Source organism: Kineococcus sp. DHX-1 (genome assembly GCF_042473625.1).
Lineage (GTDB): Bacteria > Actinomycetota > Actinomycetes > Actinomycetales > Kineococcaceae > Kineococcus.
The window spans coordinates 747,830-766,848 of record NZ_CP170445.1 but is presented as its reverse complement, the minus strand read 5'-3'; the positions used below and the strand labels follow the sequence as shown (position 1 = coordinate 766,848).

Below are 19,019 nucleotides of genomic sequence, written 5' to 3'. Positions count from 1 at the left end.
CCTCCTGCGCGATGATGCGGGGATGGATTCCCCCGCCCGGTTCAAGGACCTCTGCCTCGACGCCCGTGACCACCAGGCTCTCGCGGACTGGTGGTGCCGCGCCATGGGCTACCGCCGCCACGTCGGGGCGTCGGGACCCCGCCCCGACGGCGACCCGGTGCCCATCGTCGCCGTGGACGGAGCGGGCCCCCTGGTGTGGGTGAACCCCGTCCCGGAGGGCAAGGTCGTCAAGAACCGGCTGCACTTCGACGTCGACGGGGACGTGCAGGCGCTCCTCGCCCTCGGCGCGACCATCGTCCGGGCGCGGGAGGTGGACCGGCCGTGGGACGTGCTGGCCGATCCGGAGGGCAACGAGTTCTGCGTGTTCAGTCCCGGCGGCGCCTGAGGTTCCAGCCCCGCACCGCCAGGAACGCCCCCGCGACGACGGCCCCGTAGGCCCCCGCCCGCAGTCCGGCGTGGTTCAGCAGCACGGTCCAGGTGTCGCCGCCGTCGGGGCCGGACGGCCGGTGCGCGGCCGCGACCCCGTGGAACGCCACGCCGGCGACGACGAGGACGACGCCGACGAGGAGGAGAAAGGAGCCGCTGGGGGAGGGTCTCGACACCCGTCGATCGAAGCGCACCGGAGCAGCGCACCCCATCCCCCGTTCGTCGGGCGGACGGTCGGTCAGAAGGTGACGACCCCGCGCACCCGGTGCCCCGTGGCGATGGCCTCGCCGCTGACCGCGGCGGCCAGGGGCGAGACCAGGAACGTCACGAGCGCGGCGATCTGGTCGGGCGAGGACTCCCCCGGAGCCCCCGGACGCACCTGCGACGACGGCTCGTCCACCACCGGTCCGGGGTTCACGGTGTTCACGGTGACGCCGCTGCCCGCGAGCTCGTCGGCGAGGTTCTTGGCGGCGATCACGAGCGCGGCGTTGCGCACGGCGCCCGTCGTGTTCCCCGTGAGGTACGCGTTCTGGCCGCTGATCCCGACGATCCGGCCGTACCCCGCCTCCCGCATGGCCGGGGCGGCGGCGTTCGCCAGGCGCAGGAACCCCAGGGACTTCGCGTCGAACGCCGTCGCGATCTGCTCGGGGTCGGAGTTCCTCGCCGGGTCGAGGCTCCCGGCCGCCGGGGCGGCGGTGACCACGAGAGCGTCGATCCGGCCGTGGTCGGCGAGCACCCGCTCGACGGCGGACCGCGCCGAGGCGGTGTCGGTGAGGTCGACGGCCACGCCGTCCTGCCCGGGGTTGCGGGAGGCGACGACGACGGTCGCCCCCTCCTCCCGCAGGCGCTGCACGACAGCGCGTCCGATGTAGCCGCGCCCTCCGGCGACGAGCACGACACGGGAGTCCAGTCCGAGGTCCACGGGCTCGACCCTACGTCCCGACGAGCGCCAGCACGTGGTCCACGACGCCGTCCAACGCGTCGCCGCGGACGGCGTCGTCCCCCACCGTGAGGGCGCGGAACAGCAGGGACCCCATGAGGACGTCGGTGGCCTGCGCCGGCGTGGTGGTCGCCCGCAGTTCCCCCCGGGTGCGGGCGCGGTGGAAGGCGTCCTCGAGGACGGCGGCGCAACGGTCGACGTGGTCGCGCCGGAACCGTTCCGTGACCGCGGGCGCGTTTGCGACCTCGTCGAGGCACCGCTGCAGCACGCGGCGCCGGTCGCCCGACAGCGACCGGGCGATGTCCGGCACGAGGCCGTCGAGGTCGCCGCGCAGCGTGCCCGTCAGCGGGGGGCGCAGGTTGGCCGTCAGCGTCGCCAGGGCGTCCACGACGAGGTCCTCGGTGGTGGCCCAGCGGGCGTGGACACCGCGACGGTCCACCCCGGCCCGCACGGCCACCCCGCGGGTGCTGAACCCCGCGACGCCCTTCTCGGCCAGTTCCTCGACCGCCGCCGCCAGGACGCGCCCGTCGATGCCCGGGTCCCGCGGACGGCCCCGGGCGGGTCGGGTGGTGGGGACCTCGCTCACGGGTGCATCCTATTCGTGCACCAGCCTGGTACACGAATAGAAGGGCACCACCGTGTCGACTCTCTACGAAGCCACCGCCACCGCCTGGGGCGGCCGCGACGGACGCGTGAGCTCCTCCGACGACCGCGTCGACCTGAACCTGTCCACCCCGAAGGGCATGGGCGGCGACGACGGGCCGGGCACCAACCCCGAGCAGCTCTTCGCCGCCGGGTACGCCGCCTGCTTCCACAGCGCCCTCAAGGCCATCGCCCGCTCCCAGAAGGTCGACGTGGCCGACTCGGCCGTGTCGGTCACGGTCGGCGTCACCGGCGGCCTCGCCCAGGGCATCGACCTCGCCGTCACCATCGAGGCCCAGCTGCCCGGCGTCGAGGAGCAGGTGGCGCGCGGCCTGCTGGACGCCGCGCACCAGACCTGCCCCTACAGCCGCGCCACCCGCGGCAACGTCGTGCAGGACGTCCGCCTCGTCACCGACGAGGACTGACCCGCAGGACGGCTCAGAACAGGTCGCCGAACCCCAACGCCACGAGGTTGTCGTGGGAGGTCCGCAGGGCCTCCCACACAGTCCGGCCGTACAGCTGGTCCTGCTCGACCAGGAGGTGCTGCGCGCCGGCCTCGACGGCCGCGGGGACGATCGCCCCGAAGTCGAGGTTGCCCTCCCCGACCTCCGCGAACTGCACGACGTCGTTGAACGCCCGCTGGAAGCCCTCGCGGTCGCCGCGCTGCAGGGCCTCGAACGCCGACGGGTCGAGGCGTCCGATCCGGTAGTCCTTGAGGTGGACCATCCGCACCCGGCCGGCGTACTGCCCGATGACGGCGACGGGGTTGACCCCACCGCGCTGCAGCCAGTGCACGTCGAGCTCGAGGCCCACGTCGGGCGCGCGCTCGGCGATGACGTCGAGCATGAAGCGCCCGTCGAACTTCGTGAACTCGATGTGGTGGTTGTGGTAGTAGAGGCGGATCCCGTTCTCCCGCATCCGCAACGCCACCTCGTTCGTGCGGTCGCAGAAGTCCAGGACGCGGTCGAGGTCGCGCATCGCCTCGAACGGCAGCATCCCGATCCGGACCATGTCCGCGCCCAGTCGCTCGCAGTCCGCGACGATCTTCTCCAGATCGCCCTCGAGGGCGTCGTTCGGCATCCCGGGAACGCGGGTGAGGTTGGCGGACAGGGCCGCCACCTCCACGCCCAGTTCGTCGTGGGCGCGCTCCAGCTCTCCCACGTTCTCGTCGGTCATGGGGATCTGGGAGACCTCCACGGACCGGTACCCGATCTCCCGCACGCGACGGAACGTCCTGAACGCCCCGATTTCGGCCACGCTCTCGCGCAGCATCATCGCCTGCACACCGATGCGCGCCATCACTCGTCACCCTGTCGCTGCGGGAAGAGCGCCTCGTCCGCGATGCGTTCGTTGAGCAGCTCCAGGTACAGGGCCTCGTCGAAGTCGAGCCCCACCTCCTGACCGGTCCAGCTGGAGAGGTGGACGGCGTTGGCCAGCCGGACCCCGAGCAGCCCCTCGGCACCGGGGGCGATGAGGTCCTCCTCGCCGCGCACGGCGGCCGCGAAGTTCGCCAGGACGGCGACGTGCTGCCCGCCCCACTCGGAGGGGAACTCGATGGTCTCGGTGGTGTAGAGCTGGCTGGGGTCGAACTGCCCGCGGAACAACCCGGCGACCTGCTCGGCGCTCATCCCGGCGCTGATCTCCCGCTCCGGCTCGGCCAGCCGCGTGACGGTGGCGACCTTGCTGCCCTCGACGACGATCTTCCCCGCGTCGCCCTGGATCTCGAGCCGGTCGGTCCCGACGAGGTCGTGCACGGCGGTGACGAACACTCCCGTCGACCCCTCGCCGAAGTCGGCGAGCACGGTCACCTCGTCCTCGACGGCGATGTCGCGCTGCAACCCGTAGGAGACCTTCGCGAACACCGACCGCGGCACGCCGCAGATCCACTGCCACAGGTCGAGCTGGTGGGGGGCCTGGTTCACCAGCACGCCGCCGCCCTCACCGCCCCAGGTGGCGCGCCAGGCGCTCTGCTCGTAGTACCCCTGCGGACGCCACCACGTCGTGATGATCCAGTTCGAGCGGATGATCCGGCCGATCTCCCCGGCCTCGACGATCTCCTTGAGGCGGCGGTAGAGCGGGTTGCTCCGCTGGTTGAACATGACGCCGAACGTGACGCCCGGGTGGGCCGCGGCGACGGCGTTGAGCCGCCGCACCTGCAGCGCGTGCACGCCGGCCGGCTTCTCGACGAGGACGTGGATGCCTCGTTCGATCGCCTCGACCCCCATCTGGGGGTGCAGGTAGTGCGGGACGCAGGTGATGACGGCGTCGACCGTGCCGCTGTCCATCATCGCCAGGTGGTCGGTGAAGAACGGCACGTCGCCGAACTCCGCCGCCGCCCGTTCGGCCTTCGCCGGGTCCGTGTCCGCGACGGCACCCACCGTCATGCCGGGGACGCGACCGTCGGCGACGAAGCGGGCGTACGTCCCGCCCTGCGTGCCGAGACCGATGATGCCGAGCCGCACCGGGTCGTGCGTGGATCTGGTCATGGTGTTCCTCCTCGTGGGTTGCCGATCAGACGAGCGTGACGCCGGCGCGGTCGGTGAGCCGGCGGAAGGCGCGGGCCGCACGCCCGAAGGCGCCCGGTCCGGAGAAGCCCCCGAGCTCGTGGGCGTCGGCGAGGTGCGGTTCGAGGGACGCGAACCCGGAGAACCCGTCGGCGGCCAGGGCGGAGACCGTCGCCTCGACCTGACCGTCCCCCTCCCCGGCGGGCACGACCGACCCGTCGGCGGCCAGCGCGTCCTTGACCTGCAGGTACTCCAGGTGCGGGCGCAGCAGGGCGAACCCCTCGTCGTGGGGACGTTCCACGCCGACCTGCACGAAGTTCGCCGAGTCCCAGGCCACCTTCAGGGCGGGCGACCCGACGGACTCGACGAGGTCCAGGACCCGGTGGGGCGTGTCCCCGTAGATGCCCTTCTCGTTCTCGTGCAGCAGGACCACGCCGGTCTCCTCCGCGACGGCGGCCAGTCCCGCCATCCGCCGCAGCACGTCGTCACGCACCTCGTCGGGCTTCCGCTCCCCCGTGAAGAACGAGAAGATCCGCACGTACGGGGTGCCGAGCACCGTCGCGACGTGCGCGATCCGGCGCAACCGGACGACCTCGTCGTCGGGGTCGGCCTCGACGGGCACCTTCCCGACGGGCGACGCCACGGCCGAGACCTGCTGGCCCCGCTTCCGCAGCACGCGGTCCAGCTCCGCCAGCTGGGCGTCGTCGAGGTCGGCGACGTTCGTCCCCCAGGCGCTGCGCACCTCGATGCAGCGGGCCCCGAGGGCCTGCAGCACCGCCACCTGCACGACGGGGTCGGCGTCGACCTCGTCCCCGAAACCCGACAGCTGCCAGTTCACGGTGCGACCTCCTGCGTCTGGGCGGCCTTGCGGGCCTCGGTCACGTCCCGCACCTGCCGGAACAGGGCGTCGCTCAAGGGGTAGCGGGCGAAGACGAGCATCGCCAGCACGGCGCACACGGCGGGCAGCAGACCCATCGTGGCCTTGATGGCGATGATCGCGCTGTCCGGCTGGACCGGGTTCGGGTTCTCCGAGGTGGCGGCGAGGTACCCGCCGGCGGCCAGCGCCCACGCGCCGAGCGCACCGCCGAGCGACTGCGTCACCTTGCGGGTGAAGGAGAACAGCGCGTACGTCGCCCCCTCGGCGCGGCGACCGGTCTTCCACTCGCCGTACTCGACGGTGTCGGCCTCCAGGCCGAACATCACGCTGTTGATGAGGGTGGTGCCGACGCCCTTGACCGCCAGGGTCAGCAGGACGAACCAGAACACGTCACCCGGGGCGAAGAACAACCCGACCCCGCCGACGACCGTGAACACCCCGCAGTACTGGAACACCGTCTTCTTGCCGAACCGGTCGACGATGCGCGGGATGAACGGCCCGACGACGAACACCACGCCGGTGTTCACGAGGGTCATCAAACCGACGAGCGCGATGTCCCCCAGGACGTACTGGGCGTAGAACGCGGTGCTGCCGCCGACGGCGGAGACGCCGATGAGGTAGAAGAAGCTCGACGTGCACAGGTAGGCCAGGGGCCGGTTGCTGCGCAGGGTCGCCACCGTCTCCCGGGCCCCCACCCGCGGCTGGGCCCGCACGACGCGCTCGCGGCAGGCCCACGCGGTGAAGAGGAACGCGGCCGTCCCGATGAGGACGAACGCCAGCGTGACCTTCGTGAAGACGCCCTGCACCGCGGCCTGGTAGGCGATGAGGTCGCCCGACGTCTCGATCGCCGCCTTCTGCTCCCGCAGCCCGCTGACGAAGTGACCGATGACGTACGTCAGGACGACGCCCCCCAGGCCGGCGCCGATGACCCGGGCCGAGACGAGGCGCGCCCGCTCGTGGACCGACTGCGTCACGGCCGAGGCGAGCGAACCGTAGGGGATGTTGACGAGGGAGTAGACCAGCCCCAGCACCGCGTAGGTGGCGTAGGCGTAGACGAGCTTCATCCCGTCGTCGAAGCTCGTCGGCACCCGGAACGTCAGGAAGCTGAGGAACAGCAGCGGGGCCGCGCCGAACATGATGAAGGGCCGGAACTTGCCCCACCGCGTCATCGTGCTGTCGACCAGGCGGCCGGCGAGCAGGTCCGCCACGGCGTCCCACAGGCGGACGACGAGGAACATCGTCCCCACGGCGGCAGCCGAGATGCCGGCCACGTCGGTGTAGTAGTACAGCAGGAACGCCGTGCTGAGGCTGAACGCGAGGTTGCACGCGAAGTCCCCTGCGCCGTACCCGAGGACGGTCCGCACGGGGAGGTGCTCCAGAGACCGCAGTCCCTGCGCCGTCGCAGGTCGAGCCATGTCATCTCCTCAAGGGGTGTGGCCGCCCGGGCCCGGTGGGGCCGGCGGCGAGGAGACCAGCGTCCGCCGGACGGACCCGCTCACCCAACCACTTGCCACGAGTTGCCAGATCCCGACACCTGGCGGGCAACCGCCTCCGCGGCGCGGTCGGCCACCTCGAGGGGCCCGCCGGTGATCGCCACGACGACACCGTCCTCGTCCGTCCCGAGGGGTTCGAGGAGAGCGAGCTGGGAATCGAGCAACGACGGCGGCATGCAGTGCCCCGTGCGGGCGGCGAGGCGCGCTGCGAGCTCCTCCCGGGACCCGTCGAGGTGGACGAACCGCACCCGGGACCCGCACCGCGCAGGACGTCCCGGTAGGACCGCCGCAGCGCCGAGCAGGTGAGGACGCAGTCGCCGCCGTGCGCGTCGATCCAGTCCCGCAGGGCGAGGAGCCAGGGCGCGCGGTCGGCGTCGGTGAGCGGGGTCCCCGCCGTCATCGCGGCGACGTTTGGCGGCCGGGTGCCAGTCGTCGGCCTCGCCGAGCGGCCACCCGAGGCGGTCGGCGAGCAGTCCCGCGACGGTGCTCTTGCCGCAGCCGGCGACCCCCATGACGACCAGCGCGGTGGGCCTCACCGCGCGGCCCGCTCTTCGGACGGCTGCCGCCCGTCGGGTTCGCCCGGGACCTCCGTGCCACCCCCGGGCGCCTCCGCCCGCAGGCGGTACAGCACCTCCCCCGCGTGAGGTTCGACGAAGGTGTCCGGGTCCTGGGCCCACGCGTCGACGTCGACGGTCGCGGGGTCGAGGTACTGCAGGTTCACGCTCTCCACGACCTCGCGCGGGATCCCCGTCGCCAGCGTCACGGTGACCCGGTTCCGCTCCCCGTGCTCGGGGTCCCACGTGCCCTGGCCGCGCAGGTGCGTGGAGTGCGCGAGGTCGCCCCACGGCTGGTCGCGGAACCGTTCCCACTGCCCCGTGAAGTAGTCCCGGTTGTGGTAGCCGATCTCCGTGATGTGCGGGTGCATGACCGAGACCTGCGTGATGTGCGGGGCGTACAGGACGAGTTCCCCGCCGTCGGCGACGACGGGTTCGAGCTTGTAGAAACCCTTCGCCGCGGTCCAGATGTCCTCGTACTTCTCCGGCATGATCGACAGCACCCGCCGCCACGGCCGGTCGAGGTAGGTGACGTGGGTCTGCGCGGACACCTCCGCGCACGCCGCCCACGCGTCCTCGGGCGTCCCGAACGCCGCGGTGTGCAGCACGTCCGTGCCCGAGGCGACGACGAGGCACAGCGCCAGCCGCGTCCCCGGCAGCATCGAGGCCGCCTCGTTGATGAGCGCGCGTACCGGGGTCACGCCGCGGCTGCCGATCATCGCCGCGCTCGTGATGAGCGCCCCCACCCAGTGCGAGACGTCGATGACCTCCTGGCCGGAGACCCCGGGGAAGAAGTACTTGTTGCCTCCGGAGAACCCGACGACCTCGTGCGGGAACACCGGCCCGACGACGAGCGCGACGTCCGCTTCGGCGACGAGCCGGTTGATGCGGACGTCGACGTCCGGCCCCGGCAGCAGCCCGCCGGTGAGCTCGGCCAGCCGCGCGGCCGGGATCGTGCCGAGGGACGTGAACGTCGCGGGGTCCCAGGACGCGTGGTTCACGACGGACCACCCCGGGTACGTCGCCTCCAGCGCACCGGCCTCGTAGCCGAGGTGGCGGGCGAGGTGCTCCTCGTCCATGCCCTGGTGGGTGCCGAGGGCGATGACGACGTCGACGCGGGCCGGACGACCGTCGAACCCCTCGTGCACCGCGCGCAGCAGCAGCGGGAGGGGGCACGTGCGCGTGGCGTCCGGGACGACGAGGCACACGCGGGCGCCGTCGAGGTCGACACCGCGGACCTGCTCGGCCACGAAGCCCCGGACGACGTCGGGGTCGAGGTGGTCCCCCGGGCCTCCGAGCACGGCGGCGCGCGTGGCGTCCCCCGGATCCGTCCCGTACGCGCTACCAGTCATGGCCCGACTGTGGACGGCGGGAGCTGGGAAGTCGAGGCGGACTGGCCTCCGGCGGCAACTCCCGGCAACCGCTGGTCACCACCGCTCCCCGTCGGGTCGGGTGGCCCCATGACGTCGCTGACGCTGGACCCCGACCGGCTGCTGCCCCCTGACCCGACCCGGCGCGCCGTGGCGCGGCGGCTGCACGCGGCCGTGGCGGACCTGCCGATCATCTCCCCGCACGGCCACGTGCCCGCAGGGTGGCTCGCGCACGACACCCCTTTCACGGACCCGACGTCGCTGCTGCTGACGCCGGACCACTACGCCACCCGTCTGCTGCACTCCCACGGCGTCGACCTCGCCCACCTCGGCGTGGGCCAGGGCCCGTTGTCGGCGGAGGCGTCCCGCGCGGCGTTCCGGACGCTGTGCGCGCACTGGTCGGTGTACCGCGGCACACCCGTCCGGTACTGGCTGCAGGTGCAGTTCGCCGACCTCTTCGGCATCACCGTCCGCCCCAGCGCCGAGACGGCCGACGAGGTGTACGACCAGATCGCCGCGACGTTGCAGACACCGCAGTTCCGGCCCCGCGCGTTGTTCGAGCGGTTCGGCGTCGAGGTGCTCGCCACCACCGACGACCCGTGCGACGACCTCGCCGACCACGCGTTCCTCGCCGCCGACCCGACGTTCTCCGGACGCGTCCTGCCGACGTTCCGCCCGGACCGCTACCTCGAGGTCGGCGTCGACGGCTGGACCGCCCACGCCGACCGGCTCCAGGAGGTCTCCGGGACCGACACGAGCGAGCTCACCGGTTTCCTCGACGCGCTGCGGCAGCGGCGCGAGCACTTCCGCGCGCACGGCGCCGTGTCGGCCGACCACAGCCACGCCGACGTCCGCGCAGAGCGCCTGCCGGCGTCCGAGGCCGTGGAACTCTTCGCGCTGGCGCGCAAGGCGTCCTTGAGCACCACCGAGGCGACGGCGTTGCGCCGTCACCTGCTGTGGGAGATGGCCCGGATGTCCAGCGAGGACGGCCTCGTCATGACCCTGCACCCCGGGGTGGCCCGCAGCCACCACGGCCCGACCGCGCGCACGTTCGGCGCCGACGTGGGCGCGGACATCCCGCTGCCGGGCGACTTCACGCGCGACCTGCAGCCGCTGCTGCAGGACTTCGGCACCGACCCGGGGTTCCAGCTCGTCCTGTTCACCCTGGACGAGACGACGCTGTCGCGCGAGATCGCGCCGCTGGCGGGTTTCTACCCCTCGGTGTGGGTGGGGGCTCCGTGGTGGTTCCTCGACGCGCCCGACGCCATCGTCCGGCACCGGTCGGCGGTGACGGAGACCGCGGGTTTCGGCAAGACGTCGGGGTTCATCGACGACACCCGCGCGTTCTGCTCGATCCCCGCCCGCCACGACATGGCCCGCCGTCTCGACGCGGCGTACCTGTCGACGCTCGTCGCCGACGGGCGGTTGGAGGAGGACGAGGCGCTGGAGACCATCGTCGACATCGTGACGGTCAACCCGCGGAAGGCGTTCCGGCTGTGACTACGACCCCCCTGCGCCGGCAGGTTCCCGCTCCGCCCGTCCGCATCGTCCACCTGGGCCTCGGGAACTTCCACCGCGCCCACCAGGCGTGGTACACCGCCCGCGCCTCCGACGCCGACGCGTGGGGCATCGCGGCGTTCACGGGCCGGCGTCCGGACGCGGCCGAGCGACTGAACCGGCAGGACGGGCTCTACACGCTGCTGGTGCGCGGTGCCGACGGCGACCACCCGGAAGTCGTCACCTCCATCGCCCGCGCGCACGCGGCCACCGAGCACGCGGAGTTCCTCGACCTGCTGCGCCGCAACGAGGTCGCCGTCGTCACCCTCACCGTGACGGAGGCCGCGTACCTGCTCAGCGCGGACGGCCAGCTCGACGAGGACCGCCCCGAGGTAGCCGCCGACCTCGCCGCGCTGCGCACCGACGCGACCGCCCCCGTGACCACCGTTCCCGGCCGCCTCGTCGCGGGCCTGGCCGCCCGCCGCACCGCGGGCGCCGGGCCGGTCACCGTGCTGTCCTGCGACAACCTCGCCCACAACGGGCCCGTCACCGGGTCCGTCGTGACGCGGTTGGCCGAACTCGTCGACCCCGGACTCGCGCAGTGGATCCGGAGCGACGTGGAGTTCGCGTCCTCGATGGTGGACCGGATCACCCCGGCCACCACCGACGAGGTCGTCGCCACGGTCGAGGCCCTGACCGGCGTGCACGACGAGTCCCCGGTCCCCACCGAACCCTTCTCGGAGTGGGTCGTCGCCGGGGAGTTCCGGGCTGGACGCCCGGACTGGGAGAGTTCAGGCGTCGTGTTCGTCGACGACGTGACGGTCCACGAGCAGCGGAAGTTGTGGCTGCTCAACGGGTCGCACTCCCTGCTCGCCTACGCCGGCGCTCTGCTCGGCCACCGCACGATCGCCGACGCGGTCGCCGACCCGCGGTGCCGGGCCTGGGTGGAGACGTTCTGGGACGAGGCGTGCCGGCACCTGCCCATCCCGGCCGAGGACCTCACGCGGTACCGGGCGGCCCTGCTCGACCGCTACGCCAACCCCGGCGTCCGGCACCTCCTCGCGCAGATCGCGGCGGGGGGTTCGCTCAAGCTGCCCCTGCGGATCGTGCCGGCGCTGCGCGCCGAACGCGCCGCGGGCCGGTTCCCGCAGGGGTGCGCCACGGCCGTCGCCGCGTGGATGCGGCACCTGCGGGGCGAGAGCACGCCCGTCGACGACCCGGCGGCGGACCGTGCGGTGGCGGCCGCGACGTCCGACGACCCGGTCCGCGCGGTGCTCGATCTGCTGCACCACGGGCTCGGTGACGACGCGGACCTGGTCGAACTGGTCAGTTCCCGGCTGGACGTCCTGACGCCCGCGGCCGCACACGTCACGTGAGCCACCCCGGTCCGGGGGTGATGGGTGTGGGGTCGAAGTCCGGCGGCCCGGCGTCGGGGTCGTAGGGCTCGATCTCCACGGCGTCGGCTCCATGCCGTCGCAGCGCCTCGGCGATGTGTGATCTGGCGACGAAGGCGAAGTTCTGGCCCTCTTGCCCGTAGAGGTTCTGCAGGTCCGACCCCGGATGGGGGTCGGTCTCCAGCACGACGTACCCGTCGACCGGCGAACCGTCACGGCGCCGGACGTCGACGGGAAACGTGCGGTACCCCGTGCAGCCCACAGCGCGGAGGGCCGAGATCATGCGCGTGGAGGCGATCTTTACCGACAGCCCACCCGTCCAGAGCAAGTCGCCGAAGGTCTTGCTGCGGTTGTAGGGAGAGAACCAGACCCGGAACGGGAGCTCGTCCACCCGCCAGTCGCGGATGTAGTCCCAGACCTGCGTTCCGTCGGGCAGCACCCACGGTTGCGTGGGGTCCGCAGGCCTGGTCTCCGCCTGGACGCTCAACCAGACCCCCCGCCGGGACCTCGCCTGGATCCTCACCCACTGCGACACTTCCGCCTCCTTCGACGTGAGATCACCGCGACCGTCCGCCGCGACCACTGGCGCGGGCCCGTCCCGTCGACCCCCGCACGACGAGCCAAGCCGGGAGCAGCACGGGTTCGCCCGTGCTGCCCTCCCGGGGGCGGCCCGCCGCGAGGTGGGCCACTCCCGCGGACCCCATGTCCACCAGGGGGGCCGCGATCGTCGTGAGCCCGGGGCGGACGAGGTCGGCGTCGACGATGTTGTCGAACCCGACGACGCTGACGTCCTCGGGGACGCGGCGGCCGGCGGCCGTGACGGCGGTGAGGAAACCGATGGCCATGAGGTCGTTGTAGGCGATGACGGCCGTCGACGGCCGGCGTGCCCACGCCTCGGCCGCCGCGGCCCCGCCCCGCAGCGTCGGGAGGTTCGGCCCGACGCGGCCGACGCGCAGGTCGAGTTCCACCCCGGCCTCCTGCACCCCTCGCCAGCGGGTCCCGTCGGCGTGGGAGGCCTCCGGGCCGGCGAGGTACGTGATCGAGGTGTGGCCGAGTTCGACGAGGTGTTCGGCGGCCTTCTTCACGGCGCGGACGTTGTCGCTGACGACGGACGTCACCGACCGCACCGAGCGGTTCAGCACGACGACGGGTTTGCGCTTGGCGATCGCGCGGATCTCCTGGTCGCTCAACCGGGAGGACGCCAGGACGAACCCGTCCACGGTGGCCTCGAGGCGGGCCAGCGCCTTGGCCTCGGCGCGTTCGGACTCCTGCGTCTCGACCACGGCGAGCGTCAGGTCGTGCGTCACCGCGGCCCGTTCGGCGCCGCGCACCATGCCGACGAAGACGGGGTTGCCGATGTCGGCCACGACGAGCGCGAGGACCCCCGACCCCCGCGAGGACAGCGGCACCTGCATGCGCGCGGACCGGTAGCCGAGCTCGGCGGCGACCTGGCGGACGTGCTCGGCGGTCCGCCAGCTGACCCGGCCCGGTTTGGTCAGCGCGCGGGAGACGGTGGACGCGGACACGCCCGCGGCGGCGGCGACGTCGTAGATCGTCACCTGGCCCCCGTCGGCCCCCTCGCTCATGCCCGGACGCTAGCAACCAACTGCTGGCAACGACTGGCCCCGGAGGGGGCGGGGGTGGTCGGGTGGGTCCATGACCCTCGCGCCACCCGACACCGCCGTCCCCGCCACCCTGGCGCGCACCTTCGCGGGGGTGGACCGGCTCGGCGTCGCGTTCTCCGGCGGCGTCGACTCCGCGGTCGTGCTGGCCGCGGCCGTCCGCACCCTGGGCGCCGCCCGCGTCGTCGCGGTCCTCGGCGTCTCCCCCAGCCTGCCCGCCACCGAACGCGCTGCGGCGCACCGCGTCGCGGCCGTCGTCGGGGCGGCACTGGTGGAGGTCGAGACCCACGAGGGCGACAACGCGGCCTACCGCGCCAACGGCCCGGACCGCTGCTTCCACTGCAAGGACGAGCTGTTCACCCGGATCGGCGAGGACGTCGTCACCGCCCACGGCCTCGACGCCGTCGCCTACGGCGAGAACGCCGACGACGCCCGCCGCCCCGACCGCCCGGGCTCGCGGGCCGCGACCGAGCACCGCGTCCTGCGCCCGCTCGCCGACGCCGGCCTGGACAAGGCGGCTGTCCGCGCGCTGGCCCGGGCGTGGGACCTGCCCTGCGCGGACAAGCCGGCCGCCCCCTGCCTCGCCTCGCGCATCCCGCACCACGAGGAGGTCACGCCGGAGAAGCTGGCGCAGGTGGAGGCCGCCGAGGCGGCGCTGCGCGACCTGGGCCTCGCGGACCTGCGCGTCCGCCACCACGGCGACATCGCCCGCCTGGAGGTCCCCGCCGCCGACCTCGTGCGCGTCGTGTCCGCACCGCTCCGGGCGCAGGTGGACGCGGCGGTGCGGCGCGCCGGGTTCCGCTGGGCCGCACTGGACCTGGCCGGGATGCAGTCCGGCGCGTTCACGCTGGAGGTGCTCAACCGTGCCTGACCTGGTGGGTGGTCTGCAGGACATCGCCGACCTCGACCTCGACCGCACCGCCCGCCGCGGGTACCCCGAGGCGGTGTTCTGCGCGGGCAAGACGCCGGAGCAGGTCGGCCGCATCGCCGCGGCCGTCCGCGAGCGCCCCGACGTCACGACGCTGTTCACCCGCGCGGGCGCCGAGCACGCCACCGCGGTGATCGCCGAACTGCCGGACGCCGCCCACGACGCCGAGAGCGGACTGCTCGCCTGGCCGCCCGGCCCGCCGGACCCGACGGGCGGCCTCGTCGTCGTCCTCGCGGCGGGGACCTCGGACCTGCCCGTGGCGCGCGAGGCCCACCTGACGGCGCGCTACCTCGGGCGCGAGAGCGAGCTCGTCGTCGACGTCGGAGTGGCTGGGTTGCACCGCGTCCTGGCCCGGGTGGACCTGCTGCGCCGCGCCCGGGTGGTCGTGGTGGCGGCCGGGATGGACGGTGCGCTGCCGAGCGTCGTGGCCGGGCTGACGTCCGCGCCGGTCGTGGGGTTGCCGACGTCGGTGGGCTACGGCGCGGCGTTCGGCGGGATCGCCGCGCTGCTGACGATGCTCAACGCCTGCGCGCCGGGGGTGAGCGTCGTGAACATCGACAACGGGTACGGCGCAGGGCACCTGGCGGCCCAGATCGCCGCGCCCCAGGCCGGGGTCCCGTCGTGAACCACGTCTGGGTGGACGCCTCCGCGGGGGTCGCCGGGGACATGCTGCTGGGCGCGCTCCTGGACGCGGGGGCCGACCTCGACGCCGTCCGCGACGCCGTCCGCGCCGTCGTGGGGGACGCCGTGTCCGTCCGCGCCGAACGAGTCACGCGGGCGGGACTGGCCGCGACGAAGGCGCACGTGGACCTGCACGACGAGGACCCCCCGCACCGGACCTGGACGACGATCCGGCGGATGCTGACCGACGCCACCCTCCCCGAGCCGGTGCGGCGCAACGCCCTCGCGGTCTTCGACGCGCTCGCCACGGCCGAGGGCGCCGTCCACGGCGTTCCCGCGGACGACGTCCACTTCCACGAGGTCGGCGCACTCGACTCCATCGCGGACGTCGTGGGGGTGTGCGCCGCGCTGCACGCCCTCGGCGTGACGTCCGCGAGCGCCGGCGCGGTCGCCGTGGGGTCGGGGACGGTCCGCGCCGCGCACGGGGCGATCCCCGTGCCGGTGCCCGCGGTGGTGGCGCTGTCCCGGGGACGGCGGGTGCGCGCCGGCGGCGTGGGCGAGCTGACGACGCCGACCGGGATGGCGCTCGTGGCCGCGCTGGCCACGGCCGACGAGGACCTGCCCGAGCTGACCGTCACGGCCTGGGGTTCCGGCGCCGGCACGCGGGACGTCGAGGGCCGCCCCAACGTGACGCGGGTCGTCCTGGGTCAGCGCGCGGTCCGGGCCGCGAGACCCGTGGCGCACCAGCTGGAGGCGACGGTCGACGACCTCGACCCGCGGTTGTGGCCGGGGGTCGTGGCCCGGGTCCTGGCGGCGGGCGCGCTCGACGCGTGGCTCGTGCCCGTCGTGGGCAAGAAGGGCCGGCCGGCGCACGTGCTGACGGTGCTGTCCCCGCCCGAACGCTCCGACGAACTCGAGGAACTGGTGGTCGCGACGACGACGACGCTCGGGGTGCGGCGCACGGAGTGCACGCGGCTGGTGCTGGACCGCGGCTGGGTGGACGTGGGCGTGGAGGGGCAGCCCGTGCCCGTGAAGGTCGGGCTCCTGCGGGGCGTGGTGCAGCAGGTGATGCCGGAGTTCGAGGACGTGGCCCGGGTCGCGGACGCGCTGGGCTGGCCGGAACGCCGTGTCCTCTCGGCCGCCCACTCCGCCGCGGCGGCCGCCGGCTGGACCGTCGGCGGACCCCCGCCCGGGGACCTCAGACGGTGACACCCACGGGTGCCCCCGCGGCCGCGTACTGCCGCAGCGTCTCGGCCAGGACCTGCGGCCACGTCACCTGCGGGTCGGTGTCCACGTTGTGCCGGCGGATGCGTTCGCGCCGCTCGGGGTCGGTGGCGAGCACGTGCAGCAGCCGGGCCGCGTCGGCGTCGTCGGCGGCGAGGAGTCCCTCGACGTCGTGGCGGACGAACTCGGTGACGCCGCTGGCGGCCATGGCGACGACGGGGACCCCCGCGCACCGCGCCTCCAGGGCGGCCAGCCCGAACGACTCCAGCCGCGCGGGGGCGACGTAGGCGTCGGCGCCGGTGAGGACGCGCTGGACCCCCGCCCGGTCCAGCCGGCCGGGCAGCTCGACCTGGTCCGCGAGCCCGGTCGCGGCCAGCTTGCGCTGCACCGCGGGCAGCAGCCGTCCGTCGCCGACGAGGACGGCGCGCAGCGGGACGTCGGCGGGCAGGCGGTCGCGCAGGTCGGCCAGGACGCGCACGAGGGCGAGGGGCCGCTTGCGGGCCGCGAACCGCAGGGCGCTGACGACCGTGAACCCGGGCGCCTCGACCCGGTGCGCGTGGCAGTCCCGCCACTCCGTGGGGTCGATCCCGTTGGGCAGCAGGCTGACCGGGACCCCGACGGTGCGGCTCAGGGGGTCGGCGACGGCGCGGCTCACGGCGCTCCAGCCCAACCCGGACGCCGTCGCCCGCCGCAGGGCCACGGCCATCGGCCGGGCGGCCCCGTGGGACACCATCGAGTGCACGGTGACCAGCGCGGGCACGTCGAGCGCCCGGGCCAGGGCGGCGGCCCGCCAGGCCGTGGGCGAGACGACGGAGGAGTGGACGTGGACGACGTCCGCGGCGGCCAGGAGCCCGGACATCCGGTCGGTGCGGCCCAGGCGCACGACGCGCACGTCCCCCCCCGGGTCGGGGTCCGGGCCGGCGGGGGTGCGGGTCAGCACGTCGACCACGTGCCCGGCGGCGACGAGCTGGTCGGCGAGGTCGCGCACGTGCAGCTCGATCCCCCCGAGCACCGGCAGGTAGCTGTCGGTGACGAGGACGACCCTCACGCGGCGACCCCCAGGTCGGTCCTGCTGCGACGCCGCAGGAGCAGCCAGCCGGCGAGTGCGCCGCCGCCCACGGGCACCTCGAGCAGCACGACGAACGCCCGGTACAGCAGGACGCCGGTCAGCGCGGCGGCCGGCGCGGCGCCCGCGGCGAGCAGCACGCCGGTCGCGCCGGCCTCGGCGAACCCGCTGCCGCCCGGCGTGATCGGGACGGTGCTGGCGAGGCGGTCGACGACGAAGGCCGCGACGACGGCCGACACCGTCGGGACGGCCCCCGTCAGGTGCAGGCAGGCCCAGAACAGCCCGCCCTGCAGCAGCACGTACGCCAGGGTCCCGAAGGTGAGCCGCCGCCACTGCGCGAGGACCGTCTCCTGCACGCGGCGGCGCACCCCGAGCAGCTCGATGCGCCACCGCGCGAGCCGGCGCAGGACGACCGTGCGCCGCGCCACCGGGGACACGGCCAGCACCGCCCGCACGAGGACGACGGTCCCCACCCGCGACCCCAGGGCCGCGGCCACGAGGACGACGGTCGCGAGGAGCGCGGACACGACCCCGGCCCCGGCCAGCACCTGCGGGGGCAGCGTGCCCAGCGCGGCCGTCCCGGCCAGGGCGACCGCGCAGACGACGAGCTTGCCCGCGACGTCGACGACGTTGCTCGTGACGGTGAAGTCGGCGATGCGACGCACCCCGAAACCCCAGCGGCGCAACATGGTCGAGTTCAGCCACATCCCCACGGCCCCGCCGGCGGGCAGCGCGTTGGAGACGGCACTGCCGGACAGGTTGAGCAGCATGGCGCGGGGGCGCGTCAGCCCGGGCAGCGCCCCGGTGAGCGACCAGGCGTAGGCCCACAGCCCCAGCCACCACAGGGCGGCGAGGGCCGCCAGCGCGACCGGGCTCACGGCCGAGGCCAGGCCGACGACGGCCGACCACGTGGTGCCGACGATCCGGGGCAGCAGCGTCACCGCGGCGGCCCCCGCGGCCAGCGACACGACGCCGACGAGGGTCCGGCCGCGCAGGAGGCGTGGCAGTCTGCGCCGGTGCCCCGCTCCGGACCCTTCGTCCTCGTGTCCTTCCACGCCCACCCCGACGACGAGGCCCTGCTCACCGGCGGGACCCTGGCGCGGGCGGCGGCCGAGGGCCACCGCGTCGTCCTCGTCGTGGCCACCGACGGCGAGGCCGGCCTCGCGGCCGACGACCCCGGGACGGGTCTGGGTGAGCGGCGCGCCGCCGAGCTGGACCGGTCGGCCGCCGCCCTGGGGGTCGCCCGCGTGGTCCGGCTCGGTCACCGCGACAGCGGCTGGCCCGAGCCCGCGCCCGGACCGGGCCGCCCGTTCAGCGAGGTCGGGGTGGAGGAGGTGGCCGCCGAGCTGGCCGCCGTCCTGCGCGCCGAGGGCGCCGACGTCCTGACCACCTACGACGCCGCCGGCGGGTACGGCCACCCCGACCACGTCCACGTCCACCACGTCGGGGCCCGCGCCGCGCAGCTCGCGGGCACCCCGGTCGTCCTGGAGGCGACGGTCGACCGGACGCTCGTCGAGCGCGGCCTGCGCCTGGCCCAGCGCGTACCCGGGTTCGTCAGCGACGTCACGGCCGACCGGGCGCGTGCGGCGTTCACCCCGCGCCGGGCCCTGACCCACCGCGTCGACGTGCGCGCCCACCTCGGCGCCAAGCGCGCCGCCCTGCGCGCCCACGCCAGCCAGACCGAGACGCGCGGGCCGCAGGGGTGGGTGCGCGGACTGCGCGGGGTCGGTCTGCTCGCCGCGCTGCCGGGGCCGGTCGGCCGGCTCGTCCTGGGGCGGGAGTGGTTCGTCGAGAGCGGCCGCGTCCCCGGGGCCGCGCTGTCGGACGACGTCTTCGCGAGCCTGCGCCGCTAGGTCCGGGC

At 74.4% G+C, this 19,019-nt stretch carries 20 protein-coding genes and 1 pseudogene; 8 read left to right on the top strand and 13 right to left on the bottom strand.

The genetic code is table 11. The annotated features are described in order from the left end of the window. Nucleotides 1–22: 22 nt before the first annotated feature. Nucleotides 23–385 carry a VOC family protein gene (locus tag ACFEMC_RS03765; protein WP_380173755.1) on the top strand — a complete coding sequence of 121 codons (363 nt, stop codon included), beginning with the start codon at nt 23–25 and terminating at the stop codon, nt 383–385. On the opposite strand, the gene ACFEMC_RS03760 is transcribed toward ACFEMC_RS03765, so the two are convergent. From ACFEMC_RS03760 to ACFEMC_RS03750, 3 genes are all read right to left on the bottom strand, one after another. Continuing rightward, complete coding sequence (locus ACFEMC_RS03760; RefSeq protein WP_380173753.1) at nt 366–602, bottom strand: hypothetical protein; 237 nt, start codon at nt 600–602, stop codon at nt 366–368. The two genes, ACFEMC_RS03765 and ACFEMC_RS03760, sit on opposite strands and share 20 nt — an antisense overlap. Nucleotides 603–664: 62 nt before the next feature. After that, the gene (locus tag ACFEMC_RS03755; protein ID WP_380173751.1) at nt 665–1,348 is read right to left on the bottom strand and encodes an SDR family NAD(P)-dependent oxidoreductase; all 684 of its coding nucleotides are present in this window, start codon (nt 1,346–1,348) and stop codon (nt 665–667) included. A gap of 10 nt (nt 1,349–1,358) precedes the next feature. Further along, nucleotides 1,359–1,952 (bottom strand): TetR/AcrR family transcriptional regulator, encoded by a 594-nt coding sequence (locus ACFEMC_RS03750; RefSeq protein ID WP_380173749.1) that lies wholly within the window; start codon nt 1,950–1,952, stop codon nt 1,359–1,361. 52 nt (nt 1,953–2,004) lie between these two features. On the opposite strand from ACFEMC_RS03750, the gene ACFEMC_RS03745 reads away from it, so the two are divergent. Next, nucleotides 2,005–2,433 (top strand): organic hydroperoxide resistance protein, encoded by a 429-nt coding sequence (locus tag ACFEMC_RS03745; protein ID WP_380173747.1) that lies wholly within the window; start codon nt 2,005–2,007, stop codon nt 2,431–2,433. 13 nt (nt 2,434–2,446) lie between these two features. Here ACFEMC_RS03745 and ACFEMC_RS03740 read toward each other — a convergent pair whose 3' ends face one another. The 6 genes and pseudogenes from ACFEMC_RS03740 to ACFEMC_RS03715 form a co-directional block, all read right to left on the bottom strand. Further along, on the bottom strand, nt 2,447–3,307 hold the full coding sequence (locus ACFEMC_RS03740; protein ID WP_380173745.1) for a sugar phosphate isomerase/epimerase family protein: 861 nt from the start codon (nt 3,305–3,307) through the stop codon (nt 2,447–2,449). Further along, nucleotides 3,307–4,494, bottom strand: a complete 1,188-nt coding sequence (locus ACFEMC_RS03735; RefSeq protein WP_380173743.1) for a Gfo/Idh/MocA family protein — start codon at nt 4,492–4,494, stop codon at nt 3,307–3,309. The genes ACFEMC_RS03740 and ACFEMC_RS03735 overlap by 1 nt, the downstream gene beginning before the upstream one ends. A gap of 25 nt (nt 4,495–4,519) precedes the next feature. After that, entirely contained in the window at nt 4,520–5,350 is an 831-nt protein-coding gene (locus ACFEMC_RS03730; RefSeq protein WP_380173741.1) for a sugar phosphate isomerase/epimerase family protein, read from the bottom strand. Next, nucleotides 5,347–6,804, bottom strand: coding sequence for a glycoside-pentoside-hexuronide (GPH):cation symporter (locus ACFEMC_RS03725; protein ID WP_380173739.1), 1,458 nt, complete (start codon nt 6,802–6,804; stop codon nt 5,347–5,349). The genes ACFEMC_RS03730 and ACFEMC_RS03725 overlap by 4 nt, the downstream gene beginning before the upstream one ends. An 80-nt stretch (nt 6,805–6,884) precedes the next feature. Next, nucleotides 6,885–7,394 (bottom strand): annotated as a pseudogene (locus ACFEMC_RS03720) (gluconokinase). Nucleotides 7,395–7,414: 20 nt separating this feature from the next. Then, nucleotides 7,415–8,788: a lactate racemase domain-containing protein gene (locus tag ACFEMC_RS03715; RefSeq protein ID WP_380173737.1), complete on the bottom strand. Its 1,374-nt coding sequence runs from the start codon at nt 8,786–8,788 to the stop codon at nt 7,415–7,417. A gap of 108 nt (nt 8,789–8,896) precedes the next feature. Between ACFEMC_RS03715 and uxaC the strand changes: the two genes are divergently transcribed. Beyond that, nucleotides 8,897–10,306: a glucuronate isomerase gene (uxaC, locus tag ACFEMC_RS03710; protein ID WP_380173735.1), complete on the top strand. Its 1,410-nt coding sequence runs from the start codon at nt 8,897–8,899 to the stop codon at nt 10,304–10,306. Continuing rightward, complete coding sequence (locus tag ACFEMC_RS03705) at nt 10,303–11,679, top strand: mannitol dehydrogenase family protein (RefSeq protein WP_380173733.1); 1,377 nt, start codon at nt 10,303–10,305, stop codon at nt 11,677–11,679. Before uxaC ends, ACFEMC_RS03705 begins: the two co-directional genes overlap by 4 nt. Here the strand turns inward: ACFEMC_RS03705 and ACFEMC_RS03700 are convergent. Then, entirely contained in the window at nt 11,672–12,136 is a 465-nt protein-coding gene (locus ACFEMC_RS03700; RefSeq protein ID WP_380173731.1) for a hypothetical protein, read from the bottom strand. The two genes, ACFEMC_RS03705 and ACFEMC_RS03700, sit on opposite strands and share 8 nt — an antisense overlap. Nucleotides 12,137–12,254: 118 nt before the next feature. After that, complete coding sequence (locus ACFEMC_RS03695) at nt 12,255–13,283, bottom strand: LacI family DNA-binding transcriptional regulator (protein WP_380173729.1); 1,029 nt, start codon at nt 13,281–13,283, stop codon at nt 12,255–12,257. 70 nt (nt 13,284–13,353) lie between these two features. Here ACFEMC_RS03695 and ACFEMC_RS03690 point away from each other — a divergent pair, with 70 nt between their 5' ends. From ACFEMC_RS03690 to larC, 3 genes are read left to right on the top strand one after another with little or no spacing between them, the layout of a single operon-like run. Next, nucleotides 13,354–14,190: an asparagine synthase-related protein gene (locus ACFEMC_RS03690; RefSeq protein ID WP_380173727.1), complete on the top strand. Its 837-nt coding sequence runs from the start codon at nt 13,354–13,356 to the stop codon at nt 14,188–14,190. Then, on the top strand, nt 14,183–14,872 hold the full coding sequence (gene larB, locus ACFEMC_RS03685) for a nickel pincer cofactor biosynthesis protein LarB (RefSeq protein WP_380173725.1): 690 nt from the start codon (nt 14,183–14,185) through the stop codon (nt 14,870–14,872). Before ACFEMC_RS03690 ends, larB begins: the two co-directional genes overlap by 8 nt. Further along, nucleotides 14,869–16,077 (top strand): nickel pincer cofactor biosynthesis protein LarC, encoded by a 1,209-nt coding sequence (gene larC / locus ACFEMC_RS03680; protein WP_380173723.1) that lies wholly within the window; start codon nt 14,869–14,871, stop codon nt 16,075–16,077. The genes larB and larC overlap by 4 nt, the downstream gene beginning before the upstream one ends. Here the strand turns inward: larC and ACFEMC_RS03675 are convergent. Beyond that, the gene (locus ACFEMC_RS03675) at nt 16,067–17,140 is read right to left on the bottom strand and encodes a glycosyltransferase family 4 protein (RefSeq protein ID WP_380173721.1); all 1,074 of its coding nucleotides are present in this window, start codon (nt 17,138–17,140) and stop codon (nt 16,067–16,069) included. The genes larC and ACFEMC_RS03675 overlap by 11 nt on opposite strands. Continuing rightward, the gene (locus tag ACFEMC_RS03670; protein ID WP_380173719.1) at nt 17,137–18,213 is read right to left on the bottom strand and encodes a lysylphosphatidylglycerol synthase domain-containing protein; all 1,077 of its coding nucleotides are present in this window, start codon (nt 18,211–18,213) and stop codon (nt 17,137–17,139) included. Before ACFEMC_RS03670 ends, ACFEMC_RS03675 begins: the two co-directional genes overlap by 4 nt. On the opposite strand from ACFEMC_RS03670, the gene ACFEMC_RS03665 reads away from it, so the two are divergent. Further along, nucleotides 18,175–19,011 (top strand): PIG-L deacetylase family protein, encoded by an 837-nt coding sequence (locus ACFEMC_RS03665; RefSeq protein ID WP_380173717.1) that lies wholly within the window; start codon nt 18,175–18,177, stop codon nt 19,009–19,011. The genes ACFEMC_RS03670 and ACFEMC_RS03665 overlap by 39 nt on opposite strands. Nucleotides 19,012–19,019 lie beyond the last annotated feature (8 nt).

Excerpts from the sequence above, each read along its gene's own strand:
- ACFEMC_RS03765 (WP_380173755.1), top strand. The coding sequence starts at position 23 with ATGGATTCCCCCGCCCGGTTCAAGGACCTCTGCCTCGACGCCCGTGAC.
- ACFEMC_RS03740 (WP_380173745.1), bottom strand. The coding sequence starts at position 3,307 with ATGGCGCGCATCGGTGTGCAGGCGATGATGCTGCGCGAGAGCGTGGCC.
- ACFEMC_RS03735 (WP_380173743.1), bottom strand. The coding sequence starts at position 4,494 with ATGACCAGATCCACGCACGACCCGGTGCGGCTCGGCATCATCGGTCTC.
- ACFEMC_RS03725 (WP_380173739.1), bottom strand. The coding sequence starts at position 6,804 with ATGGCTCGACCTGCGACGGCGCAGGGACTGCGGTCTCTGGAGCACCTC.
- ACFEMC_RS03715 (WP_380173737.1), bottom strand. The coding sequence starts at position 8,788 with ATGACTGGTAGCGCGTACGGGACGGATCCGGGGGACGCCACGCGCGCC.
- uxaC (WP_380173735.1), top strand. The coding sequence starts at position 8,897 with ATGACGTCGCTGACGCTGGACCCCGACCGGCTGCTGCCCCCTGACCCG.
- ACFEMC_RS03695 (WP_380173729.1), bottom strand. The coding sequence starts at position 13,283 with ATGAGCGAGGGGGCCGACGGGGGCCAGGTGACGATCTACGACGTCGCC.
- ACFEMC_RS03690 (WP_380173727.1), top strand. The coding sequence starts at position 13,354 with ATGACCCTCGCGCCACCCGACACCGCCGTCCCCGCCACCCTGGCGCGC.